Source organism: Streptomyces sp. KR55, assembly GCF_052245645.1.
Classification (GTDB): domain Bacteria; phylum Actinomycetota; class Actinomycetes; order Streptomycetales; family Streptomycetaceae; genus Streptomyces; species Streptomyces flavusporus.
The window spans coordinates 1-14,481 of sequence record NZ_JBQQCE010000238.1; the positions used below are offsets into that span (position 1 = coordinate 1).

The following is a 14,481-nucleotide window of genomic DNA, read 5'->3' on the forward strand; positions in this document are numbered from 1 at the left end:
CCTGCGTCGCGCGGCCGACGTCAGCGTCGTACTCGACGGCGTCGGCGGCGCTCTGGGCCGCCAGGCCCTGGACGCCCTCGCCCCCGGCGGACGGCACATTCTGCACGGCTGGGCCGGCGGCACGCCCACCGAGATCACCACCAGCGACCTCATCCAGCGGCAGATCACCGCGACGTGGGCCATCGGCCCTCGCATGGTCCCGGTCGACGGCTGGAACGCACTGGAGAAGCAAGCCCTGGAGGAAGCTGCGGCCGCTCACCTCACGCCCCTGGTGACCCGCTTCCCCTTGAAGGACGCCGCAGCCGCCCACCGGGCTCTCGGTGAACGCCGCACGCACGGCAAGGTCGTCCTCGAACCGAGATGACGCAGGCCGGCTGCGACCACATACGGGTACCAGGTCGCACGCTCGCCAAGAATCGCGCTTTTCAGGGTCGCGCTGTCACAAATTCCGTGTCCGCCTTGTCTTGCTGATGAAGACGAAACTGACCGGTGCCGACGAGGGACCGTCCCCGACGGGCCGTCACTTGCGCGGTCGGTAGCATTTCGGGCGAAAAGGTAAGAGCCCCAAGTCCGGGGCAGGTGCGGCCGTTCTGACGGGCGCCGGAGATGCCAGGCGTACGGGGGCGCACGTGGAACGAGTGGACTGAGGTGACCCCGATGGCGGACGAAAGCGTGTTGTATCCGAGCCTGATCGCCCCGGTCGGGCACGTCGAGCCCGTGCCGCGGCGCATCCGGGGGCTGATCGGCGGCCGCGTCGTCTTCGACACCCGGCGTGCCGTGTACGTGTGGGAGTGGCCCGCCTATCCCCAGTTCAGCATCCCGGTCGAGGACATGGTCGAGGGTGTGCTGACCGACGACGACCACGCCGAACTGCTGGGTGCCGGGCCCGCGCGGCGCCACTCCCTGCACGTCGGGTCCGAGGTCCGCGAGGGTGCGGCGTGGGTCTGGGACGACGGCGCTCCGGAGCCTCTGCACGGCACCGTCCGTTTCGAGTGGGACGCGCTGGAATCCTGGCTGGAGGAGGACGAGCCGGTCTTCGTGCATCCGAGGAGCCCCTACTCCCGGGTGGACGCGCTGCGCTCGTCCAGCAGCGTCCGTGTGGAGCTGGACGGGGTCGTGCTGGCGGACGCGCCGCACTGCGTGAAGCTGTTCGAGACCGGCCTGCCGACCCGCTACTACCTCGACCGCATGCACGTCGACTGGACCCGGCTGCGCCACTCCGACACGGTGACCCGCTGCGCGTACAAGGGGACGACGAGCGGCTACTGGTCGTTCGACAGCGACGTCGCCACCCATGAGGACATTCTCTGGGCGTACGACTTCCCGACGATCCTCGCCAACCGCATCGCGGGCATGGTCGCGTTCTACAACGAGCACGTCGACCTGTACGTCGACGGCACGCTGCTGCCGCGGCCCACCGACCTCCTGCGCACGGGAGTGACCGGTCGTGCTGGTTGAACTCGGGTATGCCCTATCTGCCTGAGCCAGTTCCAGGTGAACGCCCGGGCGGGCAGGGCATGCAGCCCAGGGATCTGCTCGTTGCATGTCACCGCCGAGCAGCGCGGGTTGAGGCAGGTGAGCCGGGGTACCGCCGGCTGTCTGGTGCAGCTGCCGTGCGAGCATGAGTGGTCGTGATCAAGACGCAGACGACTGCCGAGGAGCCGGCGTGAGACAGAGCGTCGCACTAGCAGTGCCCCTGGCGGCTCTGGCACTGGTGACTGCGTGCGGTTTCGCGGGTGACACCCATCCTTGCACCCTGATTGACTCACCCGCCGGGATCCGGGTCGAGGTCCACCCGGATCTGGCGAGCCGGGTGGTCGGCGCGACCCTTACGGCCTGCTGGGACGGCACATGCCGGAAGCCCACGCTGCAGCTGCGGCAGACGCGGTCGGATGAACCGGCCGCCCCAGGGAATCCCGTGATGACCACGGAATCCGCCACCGCCACAGAAGACCCGGCGGCGGCGACCCCCCACGCCCCCGAGCGCTTTGTCTGGCCTGGTTTCGCGGAAGTACGTGACCTGCCAGGAAAGCCGGTACGCGTCACGCTGGTGTTCAAGACCGAGCGGGGAGCCACCTTGTTCGACCGACAGATCACTGTCACCCCGCAGCCCACGTATCCCAACGGCCGAAAGTGCTCGCCGGGCGGCCACCAGGCACACCTGAGGGTCACGGGTGAGGGATCGCTGATCCCACGCTGACCGTGCGCTCCACAAGTGATTCAGGCCGGCGAGGGGCTGCTGGCCGCCCCCCTGACCGCCCGACCGGGTCAGGAGCTCGGAATGATGCGGGCTCCTGTGCCGCTGACACGGACGCGCGGGTCCCCCGCGCGCAGGGTCACGGTGAGTTCGCCGGGGCGGCCCAGGTCCTCCCCCTGGTGCAGGGTGAGGACGGCGTCCTCGGGGACCAGGCCGAACTCGCGGACGTAGGCACCGAACGCGGCGGCTGCGGCGCCGGTCGCCGGGTCCTCGACGACGCCGCCGACGGGGAACGGGTCACGGACATGGAAGACGGTGGCCGACTCCCGCCACACCAGCTGCAGCGTGGTCAGGTCCAGGCGGTGCATCAGGGCTTCGAGGCGCGCGAAGTCGTACGCGAGATCTGCCAGGCGGGCGCGCGTCGCCGCCGCGAGGACGAGATGGCGGGCGCCGGCGTAGGCGATGCGGGGTGGGAAGGCCGGGTCGAGATCGGCGGCCGGCCAGCCGAGCGCGGCGAGCGCCTCCGCAAGATCAGCGTCGGCGATTTCCTCGATGTGCGGCTCGACACTGGTGAGTGTGGCCCGCAGTGTCCCGCCCTCGTCCGTCACCTCGACCGGCACGGTGCCGGCGCGCGTTGCGAACACCAGCTCCCCGGGGCCCATCCGCTCGGCGAGCGCGACGGCGGTCGCGACGGTGGCGTGCCCGCAGAACGGCACCTCGGCCTTGGGGCTGAAGTAACGGATGCTGTAGGCCCGTTGCTCCGGGCCGCCGAGGCCCTGCGGAGGCGCAGTCAGGAACGCGGACTCCGAGTACCCGAGGTCGGCGGCGATGGCCAGCATGTCGCCCTCGTCCAGGGTGGCGGCGTCCAGAACGACGCCGGCGGGGTTCCCGCCGTCGGGGGCGCTGGAGAAGGCGGTGTATCGCAGCACCTCGGGCCGCGGGGCATTCGTCGTCATGCTCCTGGCAACGCGGGGCCAGGCCGTGCCTGTTCCCGGACCCGGGTGGAACGCTGCCGTCGTGGATCATGCGCGCCCGCCGCAACGTCCGCGACCATGAACACGCTTGCCCAGCGCTCCGGGCCCACATCACCGGGGCCCGCGATCACCCGCATGACCAGACGGCTCACCCGGCGGTCACTGCCGGCGTGCCGGCAACACCACGACCGAAGCCATCCGGGCCCTCAAGCGCCGACTGTCCGACGTTGTCTACCGAGCCCTCCAACGCGACGTCCAAGCGGTACGCAACGACTACGCGATCACTCTCGCAACGGCCGCTTGACATAGGAGCAATGGGACATGGCCCTTGCCCGCTCCGTCAGCCTCATCTGGCACCCCGACCCGGCGCCGTGGTCGGGCAGGGCCCTGTGCAGTGCACAGCAGAGCGGAGCTGGATGGCGGGGGCCATCAGGGTGGTCACAGGCCGTGTCGGGCGGCCGACTCAGGCCCGGCTGGTCATGCTGGGCCGGGAGCGGCGCCCTTCCCAGCGACAAGGAGCACGGCATGCCCACGGACCCGGTCGGACGATTCCTGGCGGCTTTGGACCCGGACCACCGCAAGGCCGTCAGCGCCAAACCGCGCGAGGAACAGGAACAGCTCGCGGCAGCCTGGGAACGGGAGCTGGAAGCCGACACCGAGCTCGACACCCTCGACGAGTTGTCCCCGCCGGCGGCAGAAGCCGAGGCGGCCCGCCGCGTCCTGGACCGCGGAACCGGCTAGCCCCTCCCGCGCCCTGGGGCGTTCGGACCAGCCCACGCCATCGCCCTTCCCGTATCCCACACGCGGTGGTCCGCCGTCACCGTCCCAGCCTGCCTGCTGTACAGGACATTCTCCGCCGCGGTCTCCTTTCACTCAGTCCGTCGGCGCGCCGAGCGCCGTCGCCTGGCGGAGACGACCAGCAACCAGCGGTCTGGCGGTCAGACGTCGGACCGCCGCGCAACCTCCAAGTACTCTCCTGGCAGATACTCACCAGCCCTTCCTCGGGTCTTTGACCGGGTCCCACCCCTGCAGCCCCAGATCTGCCGGCGAGCGGCGCGGGTGGTCATGGCAGGCCACTTGGCAGCTGGGCCTGGCGCCCTGCCGAGAAGGGAGGCGCCGGGCGCGCGGATGCCCGGTCAGACCAAGGAGCAGGGCCTGCGGGAGCCCTGACCGGCCTTGAGCGCGGAGTGTGGGCGCTCGCGGTTGCAGCAGTTCAGGAAGTCGGCGAAGGCCAAGCGGCGTTCGCGCTTGGTCTGCTGCGGCAGCACCTCCGGCAGGCCCGCCGATGTCCTGCTCGTGCCGACCGGGCTGGTGACCGGTTGCTCAAGCCGGATAGGGGTTGTAGCAGTCCAGGGCGGGGTGGTACAGCACCTGCCAGGTGCGCACATCGATGACGCCGCTCTCCGGCAGGCCGTGGCACCCCTGGATCCACTCGATCTTCTTCAGCATGACAGAGTCGAAGACGCCGTCGAGAGCCAGTTTGGGCGGCTGACCTCCCCACATGTTGCTCAGGCATTCCGCCTGCTTCACCGCCACCGTGGTGTCACCGTACGCAAGCGTGGGCCGATACGTCGATGGAATGTGGGAGCACTCGCTGGGGACGGCTGCGGCGACCTGTGGCACAGCCGGACCCAGCGATGCGGCTGTGCACAGCGCGGCGGTCACCAGTCTTCGCTGTCTCATGCCGATCCTTCCGGCCCAGCCGCTCGCTGGGCGTCTGGGGTCGATGAGTACGTCCTATTCTCCCCACGTTCAGCAAGGCCCGCGAGTTACAACCTGGCACGACCGAAGGTCCGTGGCGCGGCCGAAGCCAAAACGGAGCGGCGGGCCGCGCTGCGCAAGGAAGCGCTCGTGGATGTCGTTGCCCGTGCCGAAACGTATTTGATCTCGCAGCTGCGGACCTGAAGTCCTTGCCGTCGTCGTTCCCGGACACGGCGACAGGCCCGGCGCCTGCTCCGGCCCCGGCTGATCGCCGGCGACCACGGCGCTGGGCGCGTGGGCACCAGGCCAGCAGCCGCCAATCGGGGTCGGCAGGCCGCGTCACCCGGCCACAGAGTGCGCCCCGCTTCCGCCCAGGCCAGCTGCTTGCCGACCTCGACGACGACCTAGAAACGGTCGGCGGGCCCGTACACCTGATACCGCTCGCCGCCGGGTCGTAGGCCCGCACCTCGATCTGCGGGCCGGAGCACACCAAGGCACGGGCGATGTCCGGCAAGCCCCGGCTGAGGCATCGCATTCACGGTCCCGGATGAGCTGGAGCAGGCCAGCAGTGACCGCCTCCCAGCCGCCGACCTCCGGCCAGCCCGCACCGCCGCCCAGCTCGTGGGTGAGCGTGGACAGCGGCACGATCCCGCCCTGCTGGCGGCCGCGGGTGAGGCGGTCCCACAGCCGTGCCAGAAACAGGGGTGGCTACCGGCCGCGTCCTTGCCCGCTGGCTCGGCCGACGAAGCCGCAGGTCACCTGCCCTGCCGCCCGGCCTCTCTCCCAAAGCGGGTGTCGCGGCTTCGAATCCTGCCGGGAGCACAGCGAAAAGGCCCCCGGGCCGATCACGTCCCGATCCTTCGATCTCCAGGTCTGTCATGCCCTCAGCCAGCGGTCTTGGCGATGATGCGATCCATCTCCTCTTTACCAAAGGCCCGCAGGGTCGTTGTGCGGACGTTGCCCACCCCGCCGAGCTGCAGGAGCGCCGCGGTGGCGGTTTCGTCGTCGGGAGCCTCAACAATGGCCACGAGGTCGTACGGGCCGACGGTCCAGTAGATGTTCAGGAGCTTCGCCCCGAGCTTCTGTACCGCCGAGGCGAAGGCCTCGGCGCGCTTCGCGGTGTCCTTGTAGTTCCGGATCCCTTGATCGGTCCAGTTCAGCAACGTGACGTACGTCGGCATAACCCTTCACCTTCATGAGGGAACACATCATGAGGCTGATTCTGGGCACAACGTCCGAAACGTGCACACGATACGCACCCGAAAGGGCGGGCGAGCGCTTCATCGCCGTCAGCGGATCGTCGATCAGCCTTTTCGACATGGCGCAGATCCTGCGTGAGCACTTCCCCGCCGCAGCCGGTCTGCTGTCTTCAGCAGAACTGGCCATCGAGCAGGTACGCGAGGCCGCGAAGACCGAGCCAGCCCTGCGGAATGCCGCAGCTCTGCAGGGTCGGATCCCCGTCATCAGCAATGAAAAGGCCCGTTCGATGCTGGGCTGGAAGCCCCGTGATGTCAGCGAGACGATCGTGGCAACCGCAGTCAGCCAGATCCGGCTGGGCCTGACCCTGCCCAAGGGCGACAGCCTCCCGTCGTGACCGACGTAGGGAGCCGGAACCAGGACGAAGCTGGTTGCGTTGGCTGTTCGGCTACGCGGCGAGCACTGCGCCGTCCACGGCGTTCGTCGGACTGTTCGCCAACGACGGTGCCGTTCCGCTCTGCCGGCGGACGGCTGCGACCCGTGGGTCATGACCGCAAGTTCCGCCTGATTCAACTGGACGACGCGAGATCTGCTGCCGGTCGTCGGCTGACTCCTCCCCTGCCCTCGCATTGGTCCGGCTGTGCGCGGACCGGGGGCTGCTTGAGCCGACTGGGTCGCGTCCCGCGGGCACTTCGTGATGCGGGTGGCGACGCGGGCACCGCCCGGCAGCAGCATGCGGCTCCACTGCACCCTGCGGGAAGGAAAGGTCGCCGCTGTCACGGGACATGTCAGTGATGTAGCCGGCCTCTCGAAGTTCGTGAGCTGATCCGGTATGCGCCATCAGCGGATGGCGTTGGTGGCGTAATCCCAGAGGCGGTCCGCAGCCTGCGGGTCGAGGGCGTGAGCCGCGACACCGCCGGCGTGCCCCTCATCGTCGTGGGCGACGGTCTCCGCCTCTTGATTGTCTTCGAAGTAGCGCCCGGTGACGCCGTTCACGAGGGGGGATGCCGCCAGCATTACGGAAGTCGCGGCGCCTTGGACGGGCGTCTTGTAGTAGGGCTGCTCGATGATGTTCCCGTTGTCGTCCATCGCCCCCAGCGCCCGCATCGTGGCGTCATCGACGTGGCGCTGAAGGTTGGTGCTGATCCAGCCGGGGTTGAGCGCGTTGGCGGTGATGCCGTCGGCGACCCACCGGCGGGCGCCCACGGCGAACAGGACGTCAGCGGTCTTGGACTGCGCGTACGCCACCCAGCGGTCGTACGGGCGGCGTACGAAGTGCGGATCGTCGAAGTCGAGCGCTGCGTTCCGGTGGGCGCCGGAGCTGACGATGACGATGCGGGCGGTGCCGGCCGCACGCAGGTGGTCGTGCAGTCCCAGGGCGAGGGCGAAGTGACCGAGGTAGTTGGTCGCCAGCTGCAGTTCCCAGCCTTCGGCGGTGACCTGCCGGTGCGGAATCGCCATGATGCCGGCGTTGGCCACGAGGGCGTCGAGTGGTCCCTGCCATGCCCGTACGAAGGAAGCCACCGATGAGAGGTCGGCCAGGTCGATTGCCTCCACCCGCACCACACCCGCTCCGGGCACGGCAGCGATGTCACGGATGAGCGGTTCGGCCATCGCCGGGTTCCGGGTGGCGATGGTGACCTCCGCCCCAGCGGTGGCCAGGGCGCGGACGGTTTCGACGCCGATACCGGAAGCGCCGCCGGTGACGATCATGCGGCGTCCGGCGAGATCCACACCGTCGATGACTTCGGTGGTGGTGGAGTGCGAGTGGAACGGTGTGGTCAGGCGAACAGCGTGGCTCACGGTCGGACTCTTCCTGTTGGGGAGTGTGCTCACCCCGTCAACGTACGAGCCCATATCTGGACTGGCTATGCTGGAAAGTCCAGGTAACTTGCTCCATCGTCCAGAAAGGTAGCGATGGATCCGCTCGAAGACGTCCTCGCACTCCTCGACACGAGAAGCCACCTGTCGGCGAGTCTGGTGGCCGGCGGCAGGTGGGCAGTGCGCTTCGAAGCCCCGCATGGCGTGAAGTTCAACGCCGTCCGGCGCGGAACGTGCTTTCTTCGAGTCGCGGAAGCCGGAGAGCCGATTCCCTTGGTCGAGGGGGACTGCTATCTCCTCACCCGGCCGCTGGAGTTCACGCTCTACAGCGACGCCGACGCGGTTCCGGTCGAAGCCGGCCCGATCTTCGCAGCGGCCGAAAGCGGGGTCGCACGTACGGGAGAAGGCAAGGACGTTCTTCTCATCGGGGGACGTTTCTCGTTCGGCGATCGAGCGCGTGCGTTGCTGCTCGATGCGCTCCCCCCGGTCATCCACATACCGGCCGGATCCGGCGAAGCCGGCACCTTGCAGTGGGCGCTCACCCAGATCGACCAGGAGCTGCAGCACAGGCCGATGGCGTCGACGCTGGTGGCCCAGCATCTCGCCGTCGTCATGCTCATCCATGTGCTGCGCCTGCACCTCACCCGCGGGCCGCACGCGGTGTCGGGATGGCTGGCCGGCCTCGCGGACCCGGTCGTGGCCACGGCCTTGACGTCGATGCACACCACACCTGAACGTCCATGGACGGTGGCCGAGTTGGCGCGCGCCAGCGCTGTCTCCCGCTCCACCCTCGCGGCACGGTTCAAGGACACGGTCGGTCAAGGGCCGCTCGACTACCTCACCGGATGGCGCATCGAACTGGCCTCCGAACGCCTGCGCAAGGGGACCGAAACTCTCGCCACGATCGCCCGCGCCGTCGGCTACGGCTCCGAAAGTGCCCTCAGCTCCGCATTCAAGCGGGTCACCGGCACCTCACCCCGCACCTACCGCAACCGACACAGGGCGGGTCGGCAGGCTGCCTCCCTCGAACCGGCAGGATGAGGGGTGACGGCCGGTTCGGTCGAGGCCCGCCACGTGGCAATGTCGTTGCGGAGGCACTTGCGTCGTACGCGATCGATCGCGGGCACCGTGACCGAGATCCGCAACGCGGACGGGACAGTTATTGTGCGGCCGGTGAACGGGTCCGATCACAAGCTCAGCTACGACATCCTGGTCGTCACCGCCGGCGCGGTGACGCGTACCTTCCCCACTCGGCCTCCCGGCCGCGTCCTCGGCGAGCTTGGGCCGACGCCCGCCGACCCGGCTGCGGGCCCGTGTCATCCCTGTGTTTCCCATTCCTGCGCCGGAAGGCCGAGGAGCCGCTGAATCCGGTCCCTGTCCGGCAACCGGCCGTGATCGTCCGTCACTTTGAGAGCCGACGCCGCCGTGATGTGCCCGAGCCGCAGCGCGCGCGGTATGTCCCCGTCCTGCAGCAGGCCGGCCAGGAATCCGGCGGCGAAGGCATCACCCGCGCCGACGGGTTCCACCACGTCCGTACGCAGAGCGGGCACGGTCCACGTCTCTTCGTCGCCGAAGGCAGTGGCCGTGTGGCCGCCGTTCTTGACGACAAGGAGGCGCGGGTGCGGCAACAGCTTGCGTACGTCGGCCGCTTCGGGGCCGGTGTTCCAGAGTTCCTGTGCCTCGTCGAGTCCCACGAACGTGATGTCGGCGCGGTCGGCCAGCTCGTGTAGCGCGGCGGCGGCCGTTCCGGGCGGCCAGAGCGCTGGGCGGTGGTTGACGTCGAAGCTGATGGCGTAGGGACGCTCGCTCGGCGGGGTGGTGAGCGCCTGTGTCACCAGGCTCCGGCAGGACGGGGACAGTGCCGGGGTCACACCCGTGAGATGTACGACCGAGGCCGAGACGAGTCTGTCGTCGTCCAGTACGTCGGGGCCCAGGGCCGAGGCCGCCGAGTTGCTGCGGTAGTAGTGGACGTGGGTACGGGTGCCGGCCGGCTCCTTCACGAGCAGGCCCGTGGGGCGCTCCGGGTCGCAGCGTACGCCGCTGACGTCGACGCCCGTCGCGGCGACCGCGGCGCGCACTCGCCGTCCCAGCGCGTCGTCGCCCAGTGCCGAGAGCCAGGAGACGGGGACGCCCAGGTCCGCAAGGTACATCGCCACGTTCGACTCCGCCCCGGCCACCGATATCCGCAGGTCTTCGGCGGTCTCCAGTGACTCGGACGGGGCGGGGGCCAGGGCGGCCATGGTTTCGCCGATGCAGACCACCGGTCCTTCGGCAGGCCGCCAGACGTTCGTCATGACATCTCCCAGGGGGGTGAAGCGGACGGACGGTGACGGTAGGAGGCCGCCGGCCGGCCTGGTACGTCGACCCGGGCGGTGAACACCGCGCCGTCGTGAGGGCCGGGCGCGGCGAGTCCCACGCGGGCGGTGGTGATGTGGAGGCGGTCCTCCTGCAGGCACACGCCGGCGGGCTGTCGTGCGGGCAGGTGCAGCGTGCGGTCGAGGCGGCCGTCCGGCAGATACCGGCGTACGGTGCCAGTGCCCCACACCGCGACCCATACGGCGCCTTCGGTGTCCACCACCATGCCGTCGGGGCTGCCGTCCGCGACGGTGACGAACGCCTCCGGTGTCCCGAGGTCGGCGGTGACCGGGTCCACGGGGTAGCGCCGGATGATTCCCCGTGCGCTGTCGGCCAGGTACATGGTGGAGCCGTCGTCCGTGAACGCCGGCCCGTTCGGGACCGTGATGCCGTCGAGGAGGCGGGCCACCGTGCCGTCGTGGTCGATCCGGTAGAGGGAGCCGGCCCCCTCGTGGGCGTCGTAGGTCATGCTGCCCGCCCAGAAGCGGCCGGAGGGATCGGCAGTCGCATCGTTCATACGCATGGGCCGTGCGGCGTCCGCTTCGGGCTGTGCCAGCCACCGTGTCGCCCCGTCGGGAGCGAGCAGGCAGATCCCGGTGCCCGCAGCGGCGATCCAGGTGCCCGGAGTACCGGCCACGGGGGCCACCGCGCCCAAGGGGACGGGCAGTTGGGCCAGCTGCTGCAGGGGGTCGGTGGGATCGCCGACGGCGGTGAGCAGACGGCCCGCGAGGATGTCCACGAGGACGATGCCGCGGTCCGTCCAGCGGATACCCTCACCGAGCTCGAGGCGGTCGGGACGGAGGGCTTCGGCTTCGGTCGCGTTGACGGCGTCACCTGCGGCTTCGGTCACGGCGTGGCGTCCTGTACGACGGTGCGGAAGACACGGGCGCGTTCACGCAGTGCGGCCATGCTGCCGCCGTCCGCGGCGTCGCCGACCAGAGGCGAGCCCACTCCGACAGCGATGGCTCCGGCAGCCAGGTACTCCCGGGCGGCCGCCGCGTCGACACCGCCCACCGGCACGAACGGCTCGTGCGGGAACGGTCCCTGCAGTGCCTTCAGGTAGGCGGGGCCGCCGGCTTGGGCAGCCGGGAAGATCTTCAGTGCGGTGGCGCCACACGTACGTGCGGCCAGGATCTCGGTCGGGGTCATCACCCCGGCCAGGACCGGCAGGCCGAGCCCGTGCGCCGCGCCGATGCCGTCGCCGAGCGCAGGGGTGACGGCGAAGTCCGCGCCGGCCCGCTGGGCGGCACGAGCATCGTCGGCGGTCAGGACGGTACCGGCGCCCAGGGGCCGGTCGGGGCCGAGCGCTTCGCGGGCCCGCTCGATGACGGACAGGGCGTCCTTGCCGCTCAGCGACACCTCGATCAGCTCGACGCCCTCGTCGGCCAGGGTCAGCACGGTGCGCAACGCTCCCTCCGGGTCGCCGCCGCGCACGATGGCGACCAGGCGGTGGGCGGCCAGGGCCGCTCGAAGATTCATGGACGAGCTCCTTGTCGGACAGGTCGGTTCACGGGCAGCGGCAGTTCGCGGTCAGCGTCAACCGCCACCGCACCTCGCCGGACGCGGGGACCCGGGCTGCGTCACCGGGGCCTGCTTCGGCGAGGTCGAAAACGCGGCCGAGCATCGGCTCGACACCCGTACTGCGGTAGGGGTGCGCGGCGGGGAAGCCGCCCAGGTTGCGCCACAGGGCGATGGACAACGGCTGCCCGTCGGCTTCGAGAACCCACGACAGACGGTCGGTGTGATCGTGGACGCAGCAGCGGGAAGCGTCCACGACGGCTCCGACCGCGCTGCCGTCGTCCGGACCGAACCGGTCCAGCCGCAGTCCGCAGGGAACGGGCCAGCTCCCTCCCACCCACGCGGCGCCCTTCGGCCACGCCCGGTCCAACAGCGGGGCCGCCTCGGGAAAGAGGCGGGTGCTCGCTCCGTCGCGGGAGTGCACCGTCGCACGGTCGGAGAGGTCGAGCAGGGCGTGGGCGGCCCACACGAAGCGGAAGCCAGCGTCGGCTGTCAGCACGTAGTCGGCCTCGGCTCCGTCGCGGGTGCTGCGGATGGCGCGGGTCAGCGTGAACCGGTCGCAGTGGACGACGTCCCTGTCCGCGTCCCGGGTCCAGGGGCGTGACCAGGCGTCACCGTGGTCGGGGGTGCCGCGGACGGTGGGGATGCATTCCTCCAGTCCGCCCGCGTCCACGAACGGGTCGCCGGGTGACACGCTCTCCCGCTCGGGTGCCTCGCGCCGCCACAGCCACTCGCGCCCGGCCGTGCGCAGTGAGGTCCAACGGCCGCCGTGGACGGGGTCGGTGACGATGTCCAGCGGCACGGTCACCACTCCGCGAAGGAACCGTCGGGGTGCCGCCACACCGGGTTGCGCCAGGTGTGACCGGCGCGGTCGGCGGCGCGTACGGCGGCCTCGTCGACGGTGATGCCCAGACCAGGTGCGTCGCCGCGGGACGCATGGCCGTCGACGAACCGGAACGGCTCGGGGTCGACCACGTAGGACAGCAGGTCGGCATCCTTGTTGTAGTGGATGCCGCGGCTCTGTTCCTGGATGAGGAAGTTGGGTGTGGCGAACGCGACCTGCAGGCTGGCCGCCAGCGCGATCGGGCCGAGCGGGCAGTGCGGGGCAAGCTGGGCGCCGTAGGTCTCGGCGAGCGAGGCGATACGGTGCACCTCGGAGATGCCGCCGGCGTGGGACAGGTCGGGTTGGGCGACGGCGATGCCGGCGGTGAGGGCGGGCAGGAAGTCGGTGCGCGAGTAGAGGCGTTCGCCGGTGGCCAGGGGTACCGGGCTTGCGGCGACCAGGCCGGGCAGCAGGTGGCCGTGGTCGGGGACGACCGGTTCCTCCACGAACAGCGGGTGCAGCGGGGCGAGTTCGGCCAGGACGCGGCGTGCGGAGGCGGCGGTGAAGCGGCCGTGGAAGTCGACGGCGACGTCGCGGTGCGGGCCGAGGAGGTCCCGGGCGGCGGCCACGCGGGCGACGACCTCCGCCGTCTCGGCCGCGGTGACGACCGGTGAGGTGGCGCCGGCGGCGTTCATCTTCACCGCGGTGAAACCGGCCTCCACCTGGGCGGTGATCTGTTCGGACAGCTCGGCGGGTTCGTCGCCGCCGACCCAGGCGTAGACACGGACGCGGTCGCGCACGGGGCCGCCCAGCAGGGCGTGCACCGGTGCGCCGTAGGTCTTGCCCGCGATGTCCCACAACGCCTGGTCGAGGCCGGCGACGGCGCTGGACAGGACGGGGCCGCCGCGGTAGAAGCCGCCCTTGGTCAGCACCTGCCAGTGGTCCTGGATGCGCAGCGGGTCCTGGCCGGTCAGGTACTCGGCGAGGACGTCGACGGCGGCACGGACGACCTCCGCGCGTCCCTCGACGACGGGTTCGCCCCAGCCGACCACGCCGTCGTCGGTCTCGATCCGGCAGAACAGCCAGCGCGGCGGGACCAGGAAGGTTTCTATGCGGGCGATCTTCACTTGCCGCCTTTCGTGTCGTCGGGGCTCTCGATCCGGTCCAGGTCGCGGCCGGCCTGGTCGAGCAGGGCACGCATGGCGGCCTCGGCGGCCTTCGGGTCCTGGTCGCGCACGGCGTCCAGGACGGCGCGGTGGGCCGGTACGGGGTCCTCGCTGTGCGGGTGGCTGTGCACGATGCGGTCGCGGTGGGCCAGGCCCGGCTCGATGACCACCTCCATGCGTTCGAGCAGTTCGTTGTGGGTGGCGGCGAGCAGGGCGCGGTGGAAGGCGAGGTCGGCCTCCACGGCGTGGGCCGGGTCGGTGCCTTGCTCCCGCATCGCGTCCACGGCGCTCTCCAGCGCCGCCAGGTCGGCGTCGGTGCGGCGCTCGGCGGCCAGGCGTACGGCGGCCGGTTCGATGATGGCGCGTACCTCGGCGAGGTTGCGCAGGAGTGCGCGGTCGTTGTCGGTGGTGCGGCCGCCCTCGAACTGCCAGCGCAGCACGTCGGCGTCGAGCAGGTTCCAGTCGGCGCGGGCCCGGACGAAGGTGCCGCGTTTCTGGCGGGCGTCGACCATGCCCTTGGCGGCCAGTACCTTGAGGGACTCGCGCAGGGCGGTGAGGCTGACGTCCAGTTCGCTCTGCAGTGCCACCAGGTCGAGCGTGGCCCCTTCGGGAATCTCGCCGCCCAGGATGCGGCGGGCGAGGGCTTCCACGGTCTGGCCGTGCACGCCGCGGCGGGCGTAGGGCGTCATGTCGTACAGCCTTTCTGCTGGTGTGGTGGCGCGGCGGTGG

16 protein-coding genes and 1 pseudogene are annotated in these 14,481 nt (G+C 70.5%); 7 read left to right on the forward strand and 10 right to left on the reverse strand.

The window, feature by feature from the left end; translation table 11 throughout:
- The 3 genes from ACTWQJ_RS29830 to ACTWQJ_RS29840 all read left to right on the forward strand — a co-directional run.
- On the forward strand, nucleotides 1–364 hold a 364-nt coding region (locus ACTWQJ_RS29830), incomplete at its 5' end, for a zinc-binding dehydrogenase (protein ID WP_443309635.1).
- A gap of 293 nt (nucleotides 365–657) precedes the next feature.
- On the forward strand, nucleotides 658–1,458 hold the full coding sequence (locus ACTWQJ_RS29835) for a DUF427 domain-containing protein (RefSeq protein ID WP_443309636.1): 801 nt from the start codon (nucleotides 658–660) through the stop codon (nucleotides 1,456–1,458).
- Between the two features lie 463 nt (nucleotides 1,459–1,921).
- The gene (locus ACTWQJ_RS29840; protein ID WP_443309637.1) at nucleotides 1,922–2,200 is read left to right on the forward strand and encodes a hypothetical protein; all 279 of its coding nucleotides are present in this window, start codon (nucleotides 1,922–1,924) and stop codon (nucleotides 2,198–2,200) included.
- A gap of 68 nt (nucleotides 2,201–2,268) precedes the next feature.
- Here the strand turns inward: ACTWQJ_RS29840 and ACTWQJ_RS29845 are convergent, their stop codons facing one another.
- On the reverse strand, nucleotides 2,269–3,153 hold the full coding sequence (locus ACTWQJ_RS29845; RefSeq protein ID WP_443309638.1) for a PhzF family phenazine biosynthesis protein: 885 nt from the start codon (nucleotides 3,151–3,153) through the stop codon (nucleotides 2,269–2,271).
- Nucleotides 3,154–3,696: 543 nt separating this feature from the next.
- Between ACTWQJ_RS29845 and ACTWQJ_RS29850 the strand changes: the two genes are divergently transcribed.
- Nucleotides 3,697–3,912 (forward strand): hypothetical protein, encoded by a 216-nt coding sequence (locus tag ACTWQJ_RS29850; protein WP_129798055.1) that lies wholly within the window; start codon nucleotides 3,697–3,699, stop codon nucleotides 3,910–3,912.
- A gap of 582 nt (nucleotides 3,913–4,494) precedes the next feature.
- Here ACTWQJ_RS29850 and ACTWQJ_RS29855 read toward each other — a convergent pair.
- Both ACTWQJ_RS29855 and ACTWQJ_RS29860 read right to left on the reverse strand, forming a co-directional pair.
- Complete coding sequence (locus tag ACTWQJ_RS29855) at nucleotides 4,495–4,854, reverse strand: peptidoglycan-binding domain-containing protein (RefSeq protein ID WP_443309639.1); 360 nt, start codon at nucleotides 4,852–4,854, stop codon at nucleotides 4,495–4,497.
- Nucleotides 4,855–5,756: 902 nt separating this feature from the next.
- Nucleotides 5,757–6,053 (reverse strand): GYD domain-containing protein, encoded by a 297-nt coding sequence (locus ACTWQJ_RS29860; RefSeq protein WP_443309640.1) that lies wholly within the window; start codon nucleotides 6,051–6,053, stop codon nucleotides 5,757–5,759.
- A 29-nt stretch (nucleotides 6,054–6,082) separates the two neighbouring features.
- Between ACTWQJ_RS29860 and ACTWQJ_RS29865 the strand changes: the two genes are divergently transcribed.
- Nucleotides 6,083–6,466 (forward strand): hypothetical protein, encoded by a 384-nt coding sequence (locus tag ACTWQJ_RS29865; protein ID WP_443309641.1) that lies wholly within the window; start codon nucleotides 6,083–6,085, stop codon nucleotides 6,464–6,466.
- Nucleotides 6,467–6,909: 443 nt separating this feature from the next.
- On the opposite strand, the gene ACTWQJ_RS29870 is transcribed toward ACTWQJ_RS29865, so the two are convergent.
- Complete coding sequence (locus ACTWQJ_RS29870; protein WP_443309648.1) at nucleotides 6,910–7,782, reverse strand: SDR family NAD(P)-dependent oxidoreductase; 873 nt, start codon at nucleotides 7,780–7,782, stop codon at nucleotides 6,910–6,912.
- A 204-nt stretch (nucleotides 7,783–7,986) separates the two neighbouring features.
- Between ACTWQJ_RS29870 and ACTWQJ_RS29875 the strand changes: the two genes are divergently transcribed.
- Both ACTWQJ_RS29875 and ACTWQJ_RS29880 read left to right on the forward strand, forming a co-directional pair.
- Complete coding sequence (locus tag ACTWQJ_RS29875; RefSeq protein ID WP_443309642.1) at nucleotides 7,987–8,931, forward strand: cupin domain-containing protein; 945 nt, start codon at nucleotides 7,987–7,989, stop codon at nucleotides 8,929–8,931.
- A gap of 3 nt (nucleotides 8,932–8,934) precedes the next feature.
- Nucleotides 8,935–9,138, forward strand: a pseudogene (locus ACTWQJ_RS29880) (NAD(P)/FAD-dependent oxidoreductase); the annotation flags it as partial.
- 68 nt (nucleotides 9,139–9,206) lie between these two features.
- Here the strand turns inward: ACTWQJ_RS29880 and ACTWQJ_RS29885 are convergent.
- Genes ACTWQJ_RS29885 through ACTWQJ_RS29910 form a run of 6 tightly spaced genes read right to left on the reverse strand, consistent with a single transcriptional unit; the run spans nucleotide 9,207 to nucleotide 14,441 of the window.
- Nucleotides 9,207–10,184: a sugar kinase gene (locus ACTWQJ_RS29885; protein ID WP_443309643.1), complete on the reverse strand. Its 978-nt coding sequence runs from the start codon at nucleotides 10,182–10,184 to the stop codon at nucleotides 9,207–9,209.
- Nucleotides 10,181–11,095, reverse strand: a complete 915-nt coding sequence (locus ACTWQJ_RS29890) for an SMP-30/gluconolactonase/LRE family protein (RefSeq protein ID WP_443309644.1) — start codon at nucleotides 11,093–11,095, stop codon at nucleotides 10,181–10,183. Before ACTWQJ_RS29890 ends, ACTWQJ_RS29885 begins: the two co-directional genes overlap by 4 nt.
- Nucleotides 11,092–11,724: a bifunctional 4-hydroxy-2-oxoglutarate aldolase/2-dehydro-3-deoxy-phosphogluconate aldolase gene (locus ACTWQJ_RS29895; RefSeq protein WP_443309645.1), complete on the reverse strand. Its 633-nt coding sequence runs from the start codon at nucleotides 11,722–11,724 to the stop codon at nucleotides 11,092–11,094. The genes ACTWQJ_RS29890 and ACTWQJ_RS29895 overlap by 4 nt, the downstream gene beginning before the upstream one ends.
- Before the next feature lie 28 nt (nucleotides 11,725–11,752).
- Entirely contained in the window at nucleotides 11,753–12,571 is an 819-nt protein-coding gene (locus ACTWQJ_RS29900; protein WP_443309646.1) for a hypothetical protein, read from the reverse strand.
- The gene (dgoD, locus tag ACTWQJ_RS29905) at nucleotides 12,568–13,713 is read right to left on the reverse strand and encodes a galactonate dehydratase (RefSeq protein ID WP_443309647.1); all 1,146 of its coding nucleotides are present in this window, start codon (nucleotides 13,711–13,713) and stop codon (nucleotides 12,568–12,570) included. The genes ACTWQJ_RS29900 and dgoD overlap by 4 nt, the downstream gene beginning before the upstream one ends.
- Nucleotides 13,710–14,441, reverse strand: a complete 732-nt coding sequence (locus ACTWQJ_RS29910; RefSeq protein ID WP_443309649.1) for a FadR/GntR family transcriptional regulator — start codon at nucleotides 14,439–14,441, stop codon at nucleotides 13,710–13,712. Before ACTWQJ_RS29910 ends, dgoD begins: the two co-directional genes overlap by 4 nt.
- Between the last annotated feature and the right edge of the window lie 40 nt (nucleotides 14,442–14,481).

Coding starts and splice junctions, on each gene's coding strand:
- ACTWQJ_RS29860 (WP_443309640.1), bottom strand. CDS start 6,053: ATGCCGACGTACGTCACGTTGCTGAACTGGACCGATCAAGGGATCCGG.
- ACTWQJ_RS29855 (WP_443309639.1), bottom strand. CDS start 4,854: ATGAGACAGCGAAGACTGGTGACCGCCGCGCTGTGCACAGCCGCATCG.
- ACTWQJ_RS29875 (WP_443309642.1), top strand. CDS start 7,987: ATGGATCCGCTCGAAGACGTCCTCGCACTCCTCGACACGAGAAGCCAC.
- ACTWQJ_RS29835 (WP_443309636.1), top strand. CDS start 658: ATGGCGGACGAAAGCGTGTTGTATCCGAGCCTGATCGCCCCGGTCGGG.
- ACTWQJ_RS29840 (WP_443309637.1), top strand. CDS start 1,922: ATGACCACGGAATCCGCCACCGCCACAGAAGACCCGGCGGCGGCGACC.
- ACTWQJ_RS29845 (WP_443309638.1), bottom strand. CDS start 3,153: ATGACGACGAATGCCCCGCGGCCCGAGGTGCTGCGATACACCGCCTTC.
- ACTWQJ_RS29850 (WP_129798055.1), top strand. CDS start 3,697: ATGCCCACGGACCCGGTCGGACGATTCCTGGCGGCTTTGGACCCGGAC.
- ACTWQJ_RS29895 (WP_443309645.1), bottom strand. CDS start 11,724: ATGAATCTTCGAGCGGCCCTGGCCGCCCACCGCCTGGTCGCCATCGTG.
- ACTWQJ_RS29885 (WP_443309643.1), bottom strand. CDS start 10,184: ATGACGAACGTCTGGCGGCCTGCCGAAGGACCGGTGGTCTGCATCGGC.
- ACTWQJ_RS29870 (WP_443309648.1), bottom strand. CDS start 7,782: ATGATCGTCACCGGCGGCGCTTCCGGTATCGGCGTCGAAACCGTCCGC.
- ACTWQJ_RS29910 (WP_443309649.1), bottom strand. CDS start 14,441: ATGACGCCCTACGCCCGCCGCGGCGTGCACGGCCAGACCGTGGAAGCC.
- ACTWQJ_RS29865 (WP_443309641.1), top strand. CDS start 6,083: ATGAGGCTGATTCTGGGCACAACGTCCGAAACGTGCACACGATACGCA.